This is a genomic window from Streptomyces albidicamelliae (assembly GCF_025642175.1).
GTDB classification, from domain to species: domain Bacteria; phylum Actinomycetota; class Actinomycetes; order Streptomycetales; family Streptomycetaceae; genus Streptomyces; species Streptomyces albidocamelliae.
In genome coordinates this window covers 4,930,502-4,945,729 of the sequence record NZ_CP106795.1, presented here as the reverse complement: position 1 = coordinate 4,945,729, position 15,228 = coordinate 4,930,502, and the positions used below count along the sequence as shown (strand labels likewise).

The window sequence follows — 15,228 nt, the reverse complement described above, 5'->3', positions numbered from 1 at the left end:
GCGCGGGGTCACTCCGGGTGGCCCTGCGTCGGTTTCGGCGTGGGCGGCATGCCCACGCGCCGAGCGTTCTCAGTGCGCCCGGAAGCGCTTCGGTGCCTCGGTTGGGTTGCCGCCCGAGGGGAGCTTCTGGTGCGGGCAGGTGACGAGGACCTTCTTCATGGCGGTCTTCTCGGCTGCGGTGACCCACAGGCCGTACTTCTTCTTGACCGCCACCTGGGCGGCGACATACGTGCAGCGGTAGGACTTGTTCGGCGGGAGCCAGGTGGCCGTGTCGCCGTCTCCCTTGCCGCGGTTGGTGCTCGCGTCGACGGCGATGAGGTTGAGGGGGTCGTTGGCGAGGGCTATGCGCTTGCTGGGGGCCCAGTACTTGGCGCCCTTCTGCCAGGCGTCCGAGAGGGCGACGACGTGGTCGATGTCGACCTGGCTGCGGCCGCGCCGGTAGGTGATCTCCTTGCCGGAGTACGGGTCCGGGTCGAGCAGGCCGTAGGTGACCTTGCAGGTGCCGCCGGTGTACCTCAGCTCCTTCAGGTCGCGCTTGAGGATGTCGTCGCGGGTGTCGCAGGAGTTGGAGTCGGTGTCCGCCCAGGCGGTGCCGAACCGTTCGCGGTCGTACCCGGTCTTCGGCGCCCGCCCCTTGACGGCGAGTGAGTCGGCCGCTTTCAGGGCCGCGCCTCCGCCGCCCGTCTCCTCGGGGCCGGACGCCCCGCTGGTCTGCTCGACCTTGCAGCCGGTCACGGCGACCAGCACGGCCACGGCTGTGACCGCCCCGCCCCTCAGACGCGTCACGGTGCGCCCTCCTCGCTCGCCCTGTCCGCCGCTCGGCCGGCGGCGGATCGTTCCGTCCCACGGTAACCGCCCTTCCGTTGCCGCAGGATGGGGCGCAATGGGGCGATTGGCGGGCAAGGCGGGCCTGTGTGGGGTTACTTGACGTGGCGACGAGGGAGCGCGGCTGCCGACCGCGTGCGCCCGCTCACACCTTGCCTATGCCCAGGGTGGATTCCGAGGGGAGCAGTCCGGTGGACAGGACGGCGACCCAGTAGTCGCCGAGGAGTTCGGTGAGGCGGTCGACGCCGGTCCCGCCGAGGCTCTGCCAGGGGGCGGCGGCGAGACGGTCGGTGTCCTCCTCCACGCGTCGGCGCAGGGCGAGGCCCGCCTCCGTGGCCGTACCGTCCGGGGCGAGGAGGCCGCGGCCGGCCAGGCGGGTGGCGGCGGCAGACCACTGCTCGGGACGCCAGCCGCGGCTCTCGAACCGCTCGACGGAGGCGGCGCCCATCGCCGCGAAGGAGACCAGGGACTCGACGGGGTCGAGGTCCGCGAGGAGCAGGGCGGCGAGATGGCCGTCGCCCCGGTGTTCGCGCAGGATCGTGGCGGCGTGCCACAGCTGCAGGTGCGGGGCCTCGGGCCAGGGCAGTGCGGCGTTGGCCGCGGCGAGGGGGCGGCCCGCCGTACCGGCCGCCTCGGCCGCGCGCCGGGCGAGGGCGGCGGCCTCGGCCAGTTCGGGGCGGTCGACCCGGTCGCCCAGGATCGCGCGGTAGGCCCGGTCGATGCCGCGCAGGCGGGCGTCCAGCACCTGCTGCGGAGTCGCGACCTGCCAGGCGGATTCGATGTGCTCGGTGACCATGTGCGGCGCGAAGCTGTAGAAGGCGGAGGTCACCCGCTCCGGTCCGGTCGCACCCAACGGGGCCGCGCGCAGCGGGAAGTAGCTCGGCCAGCGGTCGCTCGGGTCGTATCCCAGTGCGGCCGACTCCTCGAAGACCTCGGGCGCGTAGTACAGCAGTGCGTGCAGCGGCTCCAGCAGGTGCCACAACTGGCGGGCCCGCGCCGCCGGCACCGCCTCGACATCCACAGCCGCACCTACAGCCGCACCCGCGGCCGCCGCCCCTGTCGCCGTCCCCTTGTCGGTGTGCTCGGACATGACGCGTCTCCTCCCCCGTGCACGGCCCGCTCGACCGCGCCTGAACTTGACACTGACTAGATTGCCGTGCCGCATCAAACTTGTCAATGCCTAGATCCGGCGTACGCTGCTCCCATGAGTCCTGCGAAGTCCCCGGCCGCGTCCCAGCGGTCGTACCACCACGGTGATCTGCGCCGTGCCGTACTGACGGCCGCGCTGGAGGTCATCGCGGCCGACGGCCCCTCGGCCCTGAGCCTGCGCGATCTGGCGCGCCGGGCGGGGGTCTCGCACGCGGCGCCCGCGCACCACTTCAAGGACCGCGCCGGGCTCCTCACCGCGATCGCCGCCGAGGGCTACGGCCTTCTGGCGCAGGCGCTCGCGGATGCCCGCGACCTGCGGGAGGCGGGCGTGCGCTACGTGCGCTTCGCCCGCGAGCACCCGGCGCACTTCGAGGTGATGTTCACCCCCGGGCTGCTGCGCGGCGACGACCTCGAACTCGCCACCGCCCGGGCGCTGGCCGCGGACGCCCTGCGCACGGCGGTTTCCGCGGTCGATCCCGGCGACCGCGGCCAGGACGCCGGCCTGGCCGGGGTGGCCGCCTGGTCCCTGGCCCACGGCTTCGCCACGCTGCTGCTCGGCCGCAATCTCGACACGGCCGTCGGCGACCGGGACCCGGAGGAGGTGTTCCACACGCTGGCGGGCATGCTGTTCCACTCGGCCGGCCCGCACGGGCGCCAGGACTGACCGGACGGCACCACTGCCACCTCGCCGCCGGTCTACGGCCGACCGACTGCGTCACCGCCATCGGCGACCGCCCCGGCCACGTCACCGCCGAGGCGGGCCGCCCCCGGCCACGTCACCGCCACCGGCGCCTGCCCCCGGCCGGAGGACGGTACAGCCCCGCCCTCCGGTCGCCTCCCTACGACCCCAGCACCGAGGCCAGGAACTCTCCGACCCAGCCGAGCAGTTCGCGTCCGACCAGCGGCTTGCCGCCGACCTTCGCGGTCTTCGGGCGCGGCACCAGCACCTGGTGCGCGGTCGGCTTGATGACCGTGCCCGGGTAGAGCCGCTTGAGCCGCAGTTCCTGCGATTCGCGCAACTCCACCGGTGCGAAGCGGATGTTCGTGCCCTGGAGGACGATCTCGCCGACGCCGCACGCGCGCGCGAGCATCCGCAGCCCGGCCACCAGCAGCAGGTTCTCCACCGGTTCGGGCAGCTTGCCGTAGCGGTCGGTGAGTTCCTCGCGGACGGCCTTGATGTCCTCCTCGGAGTTCGCGGAGGCGATGGCCCGGTAGGCCTGCAGTCGCAGCCGCTCGCCGGGGGCGTAGTCGTGCGGGACGTGCGCGTCGACGGGCAGCTCGATCTTGACCTCGAGCGGTGCCTCCTCCTCGGCCTCGCCGGTCTCCAGCTGGCGCCGGTAGTCGGCGACGGCCTCGCCGACCATGCGGACGTACAGGTCGAAGCCGACGCCCGCGATGTGCCCGGACTGCTCGCCGCCGAGCAGGTTTCCGGCGCCGCGGATCTCCAGGTCCTTCATCGCGACGTACATGCCCGCACCCATCTCCGTGTGCTGGGCGATGGTCGCGAGGCGTTCGTGCGCGGTCTCGGTGAGCGGCTTCTCCGGCGGGTAGAGGAAGTAGGCGTAACCGCGCTCCCTGCCCCGGCCGACGCGACCGCGCAGCTGGTGCAGCTGGGACAGGCCGAAGTTGTCGCCGCGCTCCACGATCAGGGTGTTGGCGTTGGAGATGTCGATGCCGGACTCGACGATCGTGGTGGACACCAGGACGTCGAACTTCTTCTCCCAGAAGTCGACGACCACCTGCTCCAGCGCGGACTCCGACATCTGGCCGTGGGCGGTCGCGATGCGCGCCTCGGGGACGATCTCGCGCAGGCGCGCCGCCGCGCGGTCGATGGACTCGACCCGGTTGTGAATGTAGAAGACCTGGCCCTCGCGCAGCAGTTCGCGGCGGATGGCGGCGCCGATCTGCCTCTCCTCGTACGGCCCGACGAAGGTCAGCACCGGGTGCCGCTCCTCGGGGGGCGTGGTGATCGTGGACATCTCGCGGATACCGGTGACCGCCATCTCCAGGGTGCGCGGGATGGGCGTGGCCGACATGGTCAGCACGTCGACGTTGGCGCGGAGCTTCTTCAGCTGCTCCTTGTGCTCGACGCCGAAGCGCTGTTCCTCGTCGACGATGACCAGGCCCAGGTCCTTGAACTTGGTCTCGGAGGAGAACAGCCGGTGGGTGCCGATGACGACGTCGACCGCGCCGTCCTTCAGGCCCTCCAGGACGGCCTTGGCCTCGGTGTCGGTCTGGAAGCGGGAGAGGGCCTTCACGTTCACCGGGAACTGCCCGTAGCGCTCGGAGAAGGTGCCGAAGTGCTGCTGCACGAGCAGGGTGGTGGGCACGAGGACGGCGACCTGCTTGCCGTCCTGCACGGCCTTGAAGGCGGCCCGTACGGCGATCTCGGTCTTGCCGTAACCGACGTCGCCGCAGATCAGGCGGTCCATGGGGACGGACTTCTCCATGTCCTCCTTGACCTCGGCGATGGTGGTGAGCTGGTCGGGGGTCTCCGCGTAGGGGAAGGCGTCCTCCAGCTCGCGCTGCCACGGTGTGTCGCCGCCGAAGGCGTGGCCGGGGGCGGCCATCCGCGCGCTGTACAGCTTGATCAGGTCGGCGGCGATCTCCTTGACGGCCTTCTTCGCGCGGGCCTTGGTCTTGGTCCAGTCCGCGCCGCCCAGGCGGTGCAGGGTGGGGGCCTCGCCGCCGACGTACTTGGTGATCTGCTCCAGCTGGTCGGTGGGGATGTACAGGCGGTCGCCGGGCTGGCCGCGCTTGGCGGGCGCGTACTCGACGACCAGGTACTCGCGGGTGGCGCCCTGCACGGTGCGCTGCACCATCTCGATGTAGCGGCCGACTCCGTGCTGTTCGTGGACGATGTAGTCGCCCTGCTCCAGGGTGAGCGGGTCGATGGTCTTGCGGCGGCGGGCCGGCATGCGGGCGCCGTCCTTGCTCGCGGTGCGCTGGCCGGACAGGTCGGTCTCGGTGAGCACGGCGAGCTTGAGCGCCGGGTCGACGAAGCCGTACTCGACGCAGCCGCAGGAGACGTGCACCACGGAGGGGCTCAGGGCGCCGAGGTCGGCGTCCAGGCGGGCGGCGATGCCCTCGCCGCCGAGGACCTCCACGGTGCGGGCGGCGGGGCCGTGGCCCTCGGTGACGAAGACCGTGCGCCAGCCGTCGGCGAGCCAGCCCTTGGTGTCGGCGAGGGCCCGCGCGGTGTCGCCGCGGTAGGTCTCGGGGGCGTGCATGCCGAGTCTGAGGGTGTCCCCGTCGAGGGCGTCCGGTTCGATGTCCGCGGCGAACGGCGACACCGACCACCACATCATGTCCAGGTCGCGCGCGCGGTCGCGGACGTCGGCGATGGACCACAGGGAGGCGGCACCGACGTCGATGGGTGCCTCGCCGCCGCCCGCGGTGGCCGCCCAGGAGGCCTGCAGGAACTCCTGGGAGGTGGCGACCAGGTCGGAGGCGCGCGTACGGACCCGCTCCGGGTCGCAGACGACGGCCATGGCGCCCTTGGGCAGGACGTCGAGCAGCAGCTCCATGTCGTCGACGAGGACGGGGGCCAGGGACTCCATGCCCTCGACGGCGATGCCCTCGGCGATCTTGTTGAGCAGTTCGCCGAGTTCGGGGTGCTCCTCGGCGAGGGCACGCGCGCGTGCCCGGACGTCCTCGGTCAGCAGCAGTTCGCGGCAGGGCGGGGCCCACAGGCCGTGCTCGGCGACTTCGAGGGAGCGCTGGTCGGCGACCTTGAAGTAGCGGATCTCCTCGACGTCGTCGCCCCAGAACTCGATGCGCAGGGGGTGTTCCTCGGTGGGCGGGAACACGTCGAGGATGCCGCCGCGCACGGCGAACTCGCCGCGCTTCTCGACGAGCTCCACGCGCGCGTAGGCGGCGGCCGCGAGGGCCTCGACGACGTCGTTCAGGTCGGCGTTCTGCCCGGTGCGCAGGGACACCGGTTCCAGGTCGCCGAGGCCCTTGACCTGCGGCTGGAGGACGGAGCGCACGGGCGCCACGACCACGGAGACCGGGCCGGTCTCGGGGTCGTCGGGGCGGGGGTGGGCGAGGCGGCGCAGCACGGCGAGGCGGCGGCCCACGGTGTCGCTGCGGGGGCTGAGCCGCTCGTGCGGGAGGGTCTCCCAGGAGGGGTACTCCACGACGCCCTCGGGGGGCAGCAGCGAGCGCAGGGCCGCGGTCAGGTCCTCGGCCTCCCGGCCCGTCGCCGTGACGGCGAGCACCGGGCGGCCGGCCTCGCGGGCCAGTGCGGCGATCGCGAAGGGGCGGGCCGCCGGGGGGCCGACGAGGTCGACGTGCATGCGGTTGCCGTCCGCGGCGGCCTTGATCGCTTCCGCGAGAGCGGTGTCCTTGACGACGGCGTCGAGCAGACCGTGCAGACTCATGGAGGGTTTTTTCCGTCCCGATGGGTGGGCAACACGAACGACCCGACACGTGTGACGGCCGGGGTTGTCCAGCGTACGACTCCGTCGGCGTTGCCGTCGGAGCCTGTGGACAACTCCGCGGTCGGTGGCGGTCGGGTGGCGGGTGCCCGGCCGGGTGGGCGGAGGGCGGACGACGGCCGAAAACCCGGGGCCGGGACGTCCTGTCAGGACGTCCCGGCCCCGGGCACTCCCCCGCAACCCCCGTGTGCGGTGGTCGTCGGGCCGGGCGGCTACTCCGTCGCGATCGCGTTCAGGACGTTCATCCGGCCGGCGCGGAAGGCCGGGATCAGCGCGGCGAACAGTCCCACGAAGGCCGAGCCGACGAAGACGGCGATGATCGTCGGCCACGGGATCTCCAGGACCTTCAGGCCCTGGAGGGCCAGGAGCTTCTGCGCGGTCGCGCCCCAGCCCATGCCCAGGCCGAGGCCGAGCAGGGCGCCGAAGACGGCGATCACCACGGACTCCAGGCGGATCATGCGGCGCAGCTGGCGGCGGGAGAGGCCGATGGCCCGCATGAGGCCGATCTCCCGGGTCCGCTCGACGACCGAGAGGGCCAGGGTGTTCACGACACCGAGGACCGCGACGATGATCGCCAGCGCCAGCAGGCCGTAGATCATGTTGAGCAGCTGGCCGATCTGGTCCTTCAGCGCCTTCTTGTAGTCGGTCTGGTCGCGGACGGTCAGCTCGGGGTAGTCGTGCAGCGCGGTCTTGAGCGCCTTGTAGGCGGCGGCCTGCCGCCCGTCCTCGGCGGAGGCGAAGAGCAGCTGGTTGAGCGGCATCTGGTCGGCGGGGACGTACTTGGCCATGGTGGCGACGGAGGTGTACATCGCGCCCTTGTCGATGACGGTGTCGTCGCTGGTGATCGCGCGCACCGTCAGGTGGGCGGCCTTCGTGCCGTTCTGGAAGGCGACGGTGATCCGGGAGCCGAGGTGGATGCCGTGGTCCTCGGCGAAGGCCTCGTGGACGGACATCGAGTCGGGCAGGTAGGCGTCCTTGAGGTCGCCGGCGACCGTCTTGGTCCGCAGGTCGGTCGCGTAGGACGGGTCCGCGCCCGTGATGTCGGTCTTCTCCAGGGTCTTGCCGTCCGGGGTGGTGAAGGCGGCCACGGTCGGCCGGTACTCGGTGACGCGCGCGAGGCCCGGGACGGACTTGACGGCCGCGACCTCCTTCGCCTTGATCAGCTGCTCGTTGTCGGGCGTGATGATGAAGTCCGTGCCGACCGTCTTGTCGAGCTGGTCGGTGGCGGAGGCCACCATGGAGGAGCCGACGACGGACAAGCAGGCCACCAGGGCCAGGCCGATCATGAGGGCGGCGCCGGTCGCGCCGGTGCGGCGCGGGTTGCGCAGGGCGTTGCGCTCGGCCATCCGTCCGACGGGGCCGAAGATCCGCAGGATGACCACGCCGAGGACGCGTACCAGGCCGCCGGCGAGGACCGGTCCGACGACGACGAAGCCGATCAGGGTCAGCACCACGCCGAGGCCCAGCCAGCCCGAGCCGGTCGTGGCCTTGTCGGCGGTGGCGGCGACGTACAGACTCCAGGCGCCCGCGCCGGTGAGGACCAGTCCGACGACCGCGCGGACGATGCCGGCCTTGGCGTCGGCGGGGGTGCCGGCGTCGCGCAGGGCGGCCATCGGGGAGATCTTGCCGGCGCGGCGGGCGGGCAGGTAGGCGGCGAGGACGGTGACGACCACGCCGAGCAGCAGGCCGAGGGCCGGCGTCGTCCAGGCGACCGTCAGGTCGTCGGTGGACAGGTGCATGCCCATCTGGCCCATGAGCTTCATGAGGCCGACCGCGATGCCGACGCCCGCGCCGACGCCGAGGGCGGAGCCGATCACACCGAGCAGCAGGGCCTCGAGCAGCACGGAGCGGTTGACCTGCTTGCGGGAGGAGCCGATGGCGCGCATCAGGCCGATCTCCCGGGTGCGCTGGGCGACCAGCATGGAGAAGGTGTTGATGATGAGGAAGATGCCGACCAGGAAGGCGATCCCGGCGAAACCGAGCATCGCGTACTTCATGACGTTCAGGAAGCTCTGGACGCTCTTCTGGTTGGCGTCGGCGACCTCCTTGGCGGTCTGCACCTTGTAGGCGTGCCCGAGGGCGGCGGCCACGTCCTTCTTCAGCCGCGCGTCGCTCACGCCCTCGGCGGCGGTGACGTTGACGTTGGTGTAGACGCCGCTCTCGCCGACGAGGGCCCGCTGGGCGGTCTTGGTGTCCAGGTAGAAGATGGCCGCGCCGGGGTTGGTGACCTTGAAGGCGGCGATGCCGGACACGCGCGCGTGGCGGGTGCCGACGGCGGAGATCAGACCGATCTCGTCGCCGAGCTTCAGGTCGTGCTTGTCGGCGGTGTCGGCGTCGACCATCACGTCGTCCGGGCCCTTGGGCGCCGTACCGGTGGTGATCTTCATGGTGCGGGCGTCGTTGCCGTTCCAGCTGCCGACGATGGTCGGCGCGCCGCTGCTGGGCGACAGCTTGTCCTTGTCGCCGTCGACGACGGTGACGGAGGTGGAGAACACGGTGCCCTCGGCCGACTTCACCCCGTGGGCGCCGCGGATCCTCTCGATAACGGAGGCCGGGATCACGGGCGGCTTGCCGGTGCGGGAGGTGGTCTGGCCGGTGTCGGAGGAGCCCTTGGCGCTGACCGTCACGTCCGAGGCGGTGGCCTGGAACAGCTTGTCGAAGGTGGTGTTCATCGTGTCCGTGAACACGAGGGTGCCGCAGACGAAGGCCACCGAGAGCAGCACGGCGACCGCCGACAGCGCCATGCGGCCCTTGTGCGCGAAGAAGTTGCGCATCGAGGTCTTCAGGACGGTCATGACGTACGCCCCCGGGCGTCGAAGTCCTTCATGCGGTCGAGGACCTGCTCGGCCGTCGGCTGGTACATCTCGTCGACGATGCGGCCGTCGGCGAGGTAGAGCACGCGGTCGGCGTAGGAGGCGGCCACGGGGTCGTGGGTGACCATCACGATGGTCTGGCCGAGTTCGTCCACGGAGCGGCGCAGGAAGCCCAGCACCTCGGCGCCGGCGCGCGAGTCGAGGTTTCCGGTCGGCTCGTCACCGAAGATGATCTCCGGCCGGGCGGCGAGGGCGCGGGCCACGGCGACGCGCTGCTGCTGGCCGCCGGAGAGCTGGGTGGGCCGGTGCTTGAGCCGTCCGGCGAGCCCGACGGTCTCCACGACCCGGTCCAGCCAGGCCTTGTCCGGCTTGCGGCCGGCGATGTCCATGGGCAGCGTGATGTTCTCCAGCGCGTTCAGCGTCGGCAGCAGGTTGAACGCCTGGAAGATGAACCCGATCCGGTCCCGGCGCAGTTGGGTGAGCTTCTTGTCCTTCAGGCCGGTGATCTCGGTCTCGTCCAGGTGGATCTGACCGCTCGTCACGGTGTCGAGGCCGGCGAGGCAGTGCATCAGGGTGGACTTGCCGGACCCCGAGGGGCCCATGATCGCGGTGAACTGGCCGCGGGCGATGTCCACGTCCACGTGGTCCAGGGCGACGACACGGGTCTCGCCGGACCCGTACGCCTTCACGACCTGCCGCGCCCGCGCGGCAACGGCCGATCGCCCTCCAGTGCCCCCGTGCCTGGGAATGGTCACAGCCGATGTCACGGTAAGTCTCCTATGTCGGTTGGCAGGTGCGTGGCTCGGTGCTCCGGTGTGCCGAAGCGTCGTCCTGGGTACGCCGTTGAGTCTCTCGGCCGGCGGGGGTGCCGCGCGCTGGTGCGGAGCCCCCTCTTTCCGGGGGGAAAACCCCACCCCCACCGGTACGGCCGACCGCCCCCCTGCGGCGTAAAGCCAGGTTAAGGACCGCACCGGCACCGGCTCGTCCTCCGCCGGGACGAACCCTCCCCGAGCCGTAGTAAGGAGGTGCCCCTAGGGGTCCTCCACCACCGGGTGGAGGGCGACTCGGGGTCGCCTCCACCCTTCGGCGCGGCAAGCCTCCACCCTTCCGTCGCGTCAGGGTCAAGTCGCGGGCCGCGTGGGAAGCTGTCGTACCGGAGACGGATGCAAGGGGCACGGGACTCGGTCCCGCGGGCGGGCAGGGGGGTACACGGTGGGGGGCACGACACCCGCGATACGCGGCGGCGCGGCCCGGCGGCCGGACACCCGGCGGCGGGGAGCGGTCGTCGCCGCGCTGATGCTGGCGATGGCGCTGGCGGCGCTCGACTCGACCGTCGTCTCCACGGCCGTGCCGCAGATCGTCGGCGACCTCGGCGGCTTCTCCGTCTTCTCCTGGCTGTTCTCCGGCTACCTGCTGGCCGTCACCGTCTCGCTCCCGGTGTACGGCAAGCTGTCCGACACCTTCGGCCGCAAGCCGGTGCTGGTGGTGGGCGCGGCGGTGTTCCTGCTGGGTTCGCTGCTGTGCGCGGCGGCCTGGAACATGGGGGCGCTGATCGCGTTCCGGATCGTGCAGGGCCTGGGCGGCGGGGCACTGCAGGGCACCGTGCAGACGCTCGCCGCGGACCTGTACCCGCTGGCGGAGCGCCCGAAGATCCAGTCCAGGCTGTCCACGGTGTGGGCGGTGTCCGCGGTCGCCGGCCCCGGGCTCGGCGGGGTGCTCGCCGCGTACGCCGACTGGCGCTGGATCTTCCTGGTCAACCTGCCGATCGGCGCGGCCGCCCTGTGGCTGGTCGTGCGTCATCTGCACGAGCCGGAACGGCGGAGGGCGCCCCGCGCGCGCGTGGACTGGGCGGGCGCGCTGGCCGTGTTCGCGTGCGGCGGGGTGCTGCTGACCGCGCTGGTGCAGGGCGGGGTCGCGTGGCCGTGGCTGTCCGCACCGTCGCTGGCGCTGTTCGGGACGGGCCTGGCGCTGGCCGGCGTCGTGGTGGCGGTGGAGCGGCGGGCCGCCGAGCCGATCATCCCGGGGTGGGTGTGGCGGCGGCGGACGATCGCCGCCGTCAACCTGGCGCTCGGCGCGCTGGGGCTGCTGATGGTGGCGCCGGCGGTGTTCCTGCCGACGTACGCGCAGTCGGTGCTCGGACTAGCGCCGGTGGCGGCCGGGTTCGTGCTGTCGGTGTGGACGCTCAGCTGGCCGCTGTCGGCGGCGCTCAGTCAGCACGTCTACCGGCGCATCGGCTTCAGGGACACCGCGCTGACCGGTATCGGACTCGCGGCGCTGATCCTGTGCGCGTTCCTGTTCCTGCCGTATCCCGGGTCGTGGTGGCAGCCGACGCTGCTGATGCTGCTGCTGGGCGGCGCGCTGGGACTGTTCCAGCTGCCGCTGATCGTCGGAGTGCAGTCGACGGTCGGCTGGTCGGAGCGGGGCACCACGACCGCGTCGGTGCTGTTCTGCCGGCAGACCGGGCAGACCGTGGGCGCGTCCCTGTTCGGCGCCGTCGCCAACGGGGTGCTGGCCGCGCGGCTCGGCGGCGCGGGGGACCTGGACTCCGTCACGCGCGCGTGGGACGCGGGTACGGCACCGGAGGCGACCCGGCGTGCCATCGCCGAGGCGGTGCACGCGGTGTACCTCGGCGCCGCCTGCGCGGCGGCACTGGCGTTCCTGGTGCTGCTGCTGGTGGCCCCGCGCAGATTCCCGGTCCTCGACGACTGAGACCGGGGCGGCCCGGCGGGCGGGACTCGCGGGCGGGACTCGCGGGCGGCCCGGCGGGGGGGGCTCGCGGGCGGGCGGGCGGCCGTTCCCGCAGGTTAACGGCGGTAACACCCCTTCTCGGCACCGGTATTCGTGCAGTAAGCGCATACCGACTGGCCAGTTTGGCGAAAACGCCGCGCGATGCGCGCCTCGCGAGTAGCGTGCGTGGCTCCGCTCCCCACCTCCCTGCGGTCCGCCGCCACGGACCCGAGCCATGCAAGGAGCCCCGGGATGTCCTACGACCCGCCGCGCCCGTCGTACACCTACCCCTGGCAGCCCGCACCGCCCGAACCGCCCCGCCCCGCCCGCCGGCCGGCCCGCGAACCCCTCGGCCACCACAGCGATCTGCGCCTGCTGCGCAGCGCCTACCGCTGGCAGCGGCGCACCGCCACACTCACCGCGCTCGGCTACTTCACGCTGTTCCTGGTCCTGTCCGCCTGCGCGCCCGGCGTCATGACGAGCACGGTCGCCGACGGCATCCCCGCCGGCCTCCTGCTCGCCCTCCTCCAACTCCCCGTCACCTGGTTGGCGATCGCCCTGTACGAGCACACGGCGCGCCGGCAGGTCGACCCGCTCGCGGACCGCATCCGCAAGCAGGCCGAACTGGACGCACGGCGAGGAGCGACGCGATGACCATCGCCGCAGGCTCCCCCGCAGGCCAAGGCTTCACCGGTTTCAGCGGCTCCGCCCAGGCCATGTCCCTGGTGGCCTTCTCCACCGTCGCCACGGTGACCCTGCTGCTGTGCGTGATGACCGGCCCGGACCGCGACGACCTCGACGAGTTCTACACCGGCTACGGCTCCCTGTCCCCGCTGCGCAACGGCCTCGCCATCGCCGGCGACTACATCTCCGCCGCCACCGTCCTCGGCACCGGCGGGGTGATCGCCCTGTGCGGGTACGACGGGGTCGTCCTCGCCCTCAGCACCGCCCTGTCGCTGATGCTGCTGATGTTCCTGCTGGCCGAACCGCTGCGCAACGCGGGCCGGTTCACCATGGGCGACGCGCTGGCCCGCCGGCTGCCGGGCCGCAGTGTGCGCATCACGGTGTGCGCCGTGACGATCGCCGCTCTGCTGCCGCTGATGCTGGTGCAACTGGCCGGCACCGGGCAGCTGATGGCGTTCATCCTGGGCTTCTCCAACGAGTCCCTGAAGACCGGCTGCGTGGTGGGCGTCGGCGCCCTGATGATCGCCTACGCCGCGATCGGCGGCATGAAGGGCACCGCGCTCATCCAGATCCTCAAGATCGTGATGCTGGTCGGATCCGGCGCCGTGGTCGCCCTGCTGATCCTGCGCCGCTTCGACTGGGACCCCGGCGCCCTGTTCACCGCGGCCTCACGGCAGAGCGGGGCCGGACCGGCCTTCCTGCACTCCGGGCTCCAGTTCGGATCCGGCGGCCGCGCCCGCCTCGACATGATCGCCTCGGAACTGACCGTGGTGCTCGGCGGTGCCTGCCTGCCGCACATCACCATGCGCATGTACACCGCTTCCAGTGCCCGCCAGGTACGCCGCTCGATGTCCTGGGCGGTGTCCATCGTCGCCCTGTTCGTGCTGGTCATGACGGTGGTGGGGTTCGGCGCCACAGCACTGGTGGGACGCACGGTGATCTCCGCGGCCGACCCCCGCGGCAACACGGCGTACCTGCTGGGCTCGCGCGCGGTGTTCGGCACGGACGTGACGACGGCGGAGACCTTCCTGTTCACCCTGGTCACCACCGCGCTCTTCCTGACCCTGCTCGCCTCGGTGGCCGGGATGATCCTCGCCTGCGCCAACTCCCTCGCCCACGACGTCTTCGCCGCCCTGGTGCGGGAGATGCCGGCCACCCGCGAGATGGGCCTGGCCCGCCTGTCGGCGCTCGCCATCGGCATTCCGACCATCCTGCTGGCCACCCTCGTGCAGCACTACAGCCTGCAGCCCCTGGTGACGCTCTCCTTCTGCCTGGGCGCGTCCGCCCTGGCACCGGCCATGGTCTACGGCCTGTTCTGGCGGCGCTACACCCGCACCGGGCTGCTGTGCACGCTGATCGGGGGCTCGCTGACGGTGCTGCTGCTCATGCCGGGCACCAACCTCGTCTCCGGGTCACCGGTCTCCGCCTTCCCGCACGCCGACTTCAACTGGTTCCCGTTCACCACGACCGGCATCGTCTCCATCCCGGCCGGCTTCCTCTTCGGCTGGCTCGGCACGGTGGTCTCCGGGCGCGCCGAGGCGGAGCAGCAGCGCCGCCAGTACGAGGCCGTGGAGGGCTGGATCCTGGCCGGCGCGGTCCGCAGATGACCCGCCCGACGGGCCGGGCCGCCGCTACTCCGCGGCGGCCGGGCCCGTCAGCGAGGTCAGGTCGCTGCGCGCCTCGTCCATGTGCGCCCGTACGGCGTCCCAGGCCTCGCCGTGCTCGCGCAGCATCTGCTCGGTACGGCGGGTGATGCCCTCCTCGCGCGCGCGTGCGTCGGCGACGATCGCGGCGGCACGCGCGTGTGCCTCCTCGTCGACGCGCCGCGCGGACGCCTCGGCCTCGGCGAGGGCCCGCCCGGCCTCGGCCAGGTCGGCCTCGGCACGACTGGTCCGCTCGGCGTACCGCGTCTCCAGGTCGGCGGTCCGCTCGTGCTCCTCGCGCTCGGCCCCGGCCCAGTGCCCGGTGTGCTCCCGGGACTGCCCGTCGAGCAGGCCGGCGGTGCGCCGGCGCACCTCACGCACCGCCTCCAGCGCTTCCCCGCGCCCCTTGCGCACCTCGCGCCGGGTGCCGACGCGCAGCGCGTCGGCCTCGGCGCGCGCGGCGAGGAGACGCCGACGGGCGTGCTCGTCGGCCTCGGCGCGGAGCGCGTCGGCCGCCTTCCGGGCCGCGCGGAGCGCTTTCTCCCCGTCGGCCTCGGCCCGTGCGACGCACTCGTGGGCCGCGCGCCGGGCGCGCTCCCGGATGTCGCGTTCCTCCTCCAGCGCGAGCCGGAACAACCGCCGCGCACTCGCGCCGAGCGTCTCGTAGTCCTGCGGCGCGAGCCCCGCCACGGTCTCCCGCAGCCGCGCGGCCTTGGCCTCCATGTCCCTGGCGAGCACGGTCAGCCGCGCGGCGCGGTCCCACGCGGCGTCCCGCTCCCGCCACAGCGCCGCCAGGCGGGCGTCGACCTGCTCGGGGCGGTAGCCGCGGCCACGGGCCGTCGCGAAACCCTGCGGCGGCATCGATGCGCTGCTCATCCGGGAAACCCCTCTCCACCGGACATGCACGACGGGATGATTTCGCGCATATCTTGATGGATCGGACGTAAG

General features: G+C 72.4%; 10 protein-coding genes. 4 read left to right on the top strand and 6 right to left on the bottom strand.

Going from position 1 to position 15,228, the window contains the following annotated elements; translation table 11 throughout:
- Window positions 1–69: 69 nt before the first annotated feature.
- On the bottom strand, window positions 70–786 hold the full coding sequence (locus N8I86_RS22795) for an HNH endonuclease family protein (RefSeq protein ID WP_073888607.1): 717 nt from the start codon (window positions 784–786) through the stop codon (window positions 70–72).
- Between the two features lie 184 nt (window positions 787–970).
- Window positions 971–1,915 (bottom strand): SCO6745 family protein, encoded by a 945-nt coding sequence (locus N8I86_RS22790; RefSeq protein ID WP_263278581.1) that lies wholly within the window; start codon window positions 1,913–1,915, stop codon window positions 971–973.
- Window positions 1,916–2,029: 114 nt separating this feature from the next.
- On the opposite strand from N8I86_RS22790, the gene N8I86_RS22785 reads away from it, so the two are divergent.
- Window positions 2,030–2,638, top strand: coding sequence for a TetR/AcrR family transcriptional regulator (locus N8I86_RS22785; RefSeq protein ID WP_263278580.1), 609 nt, complete (start codon window positions 2,030–2,032; stop codon window positions 2,636–2,638).
- Between the two features lie 175 nt (window positions 2,639–2,813).
- Here the strand turns inward: N8I86_RS22785 and mfd are convergent, their stop codons facing one another.
- From mfd to N8I86_RS22770, 3 genes are all read right to left on the bottom strand, one after another.
- Entirely contained in the window at window positions 2,814–6,356 is a 3,543-nt protein-coding gene (gene mfd, locus N8I86_RS22780; protein WP_073888601.1) for a transcription-repair coupling factor, read from the bottom strand.
- 269 nt (window positions 6,357–6,625) lie between these two features.
- A complete protein-coding gene (locus N8I86_RS22775) occupies window positions 6,626–9,208 on the bottom strand; it encodes an ABC transporter permease (RefSeq protein WP_263278579.1) in 2,583 nt (860 codons plus the stop codon).
- Window positions 9,205–9,993, bottom strand: a complete 789-nt coding sequence (locus N8I86_RS22770; RefSeq protein WP_263278578.1) for an ABC transporter ATP-binding protein — start codon at window positions 9,991–9,993, stop codon at window positions 9,205–9,207. Before N8I86_RS22770 ends, N8I86_RS22775 begins: the two co-directional genes overlap by 4 nt.
- Window positions 9,994–10,438: 445 nt before the next feature.
- On the opposite strand from N8I86_RS22770, the gene N8I86_RS22765 reads away from it, so the two are divergent.
- The 3 genes from N8I86_RS22765 (at window position 10,439) to N8I86_RS22755 (ending at window position 14,244) form a co-directional block, all read left to right on the top strand.
- Window positions 10,439–11,935, top strand: coding sequence for an MFS transporter (locus N8I86_RS22765; RefSeq protein WP_263278577.1), 1,497 nt, complete (start codon window positions 10,439–10,441; stop codon window positions 11,933–11,935).
- Between the two features lie 270 nt (window positions 11,936–12,205).
- The gene (locus N8I86_RS22760) at window positions 12,206–12,607 is read left to right on the top strand and encodes a DUF485 domain-containing protein (RefSeq protein ID WP_073888593.1); all 402 of its coding nucleotides are present in this window, start codon (window positions 12,206–12,208) and stop codon (window positions 12,605–12,607) included.
- Complete coding sequence (locus N8I86_RS22755; RefSeq protein WP_073888592.1) at window positions 12,604–14,244, top strand: sodium/solute symporter; 1,641 nt, start codon at window positions 12,604–12,606, stop codon at window positions 14,242–14,244. The genes N8I86_RS22760 and N8I86_RS22755 overlap by 4 nt, the downstream gene beginning before the upstream one ends.
- A 24-nt stretch (window positions 14,245–14,268) precedes the next feature.
- On the opposite strand, the gene N8I86_RS22750 is transcribed toward N8I86_RS22755, so the two are convergent.
- The gene (locus tag N8I86_RS22750) at window positions 14,269–15,156 is read right to left on the bottom strand and encodes a cellulose-binding protein (RefSeq protein WP_263278576.1); all 888 of its coding nucleotides are present in this window, start codon (window positions 15,154–15,156) and stop codon (window positions 14,269–14,271) included.
- Window positions 15,157–15,228: the final 72 nt, after the last annotated feature.

Coding starts and splice junctions, on each gene's coding strand:
- mfd (WP_073888601.1), bottom strand. CDS start 6,356: ATGAGTCTGCACGGTCTGCTCGACGCCGTCGTCAAGGACACCGCTCTC.
- N8I86_RS22760 (WP_073888593.1), top strand. CDS start 12,206: ATGTCCTACGACCCGCCGCGCCCGTCGTACACCTACCCCTGGCAGCCC.
- N8I86_RS22785 (WP_263278580.1), top strand. CDS start 2,030: ATGAGTCCTGCGAAGTCCCCGGCCGCGTCCCAGCGGTCGTACCACCAC.
- N8I86_RS22775 (WP_263278579.1), bottom strand. CDS start 9,208: ATGACCGTCCTGAAGACCTCGATGCGCAACTTCTTCGCGCACAAGGGC.
- N8I86_RS22790 (WP_263278581.1), bottom strand. CDS start 1,915: ATGTCCGAGCACACCGACAAGGGGACGGCGACAGGGGCGGCGGCCGCG.
- N8I86_RS22750 (WP_263278576.1), bottom strand. CDS start 15,156: ATGAGCAGCGCATCGATGCCGCCGCAGGGTTTCGCGACGGCCCGTGGC.
- N8I86_RS22755 (WP_073888592.1), top strand. CDS start 12,604: ATGACCATCGCCGCAGGCTCCCCCGCAGGCCAAGGCTTCACCGGTTTC.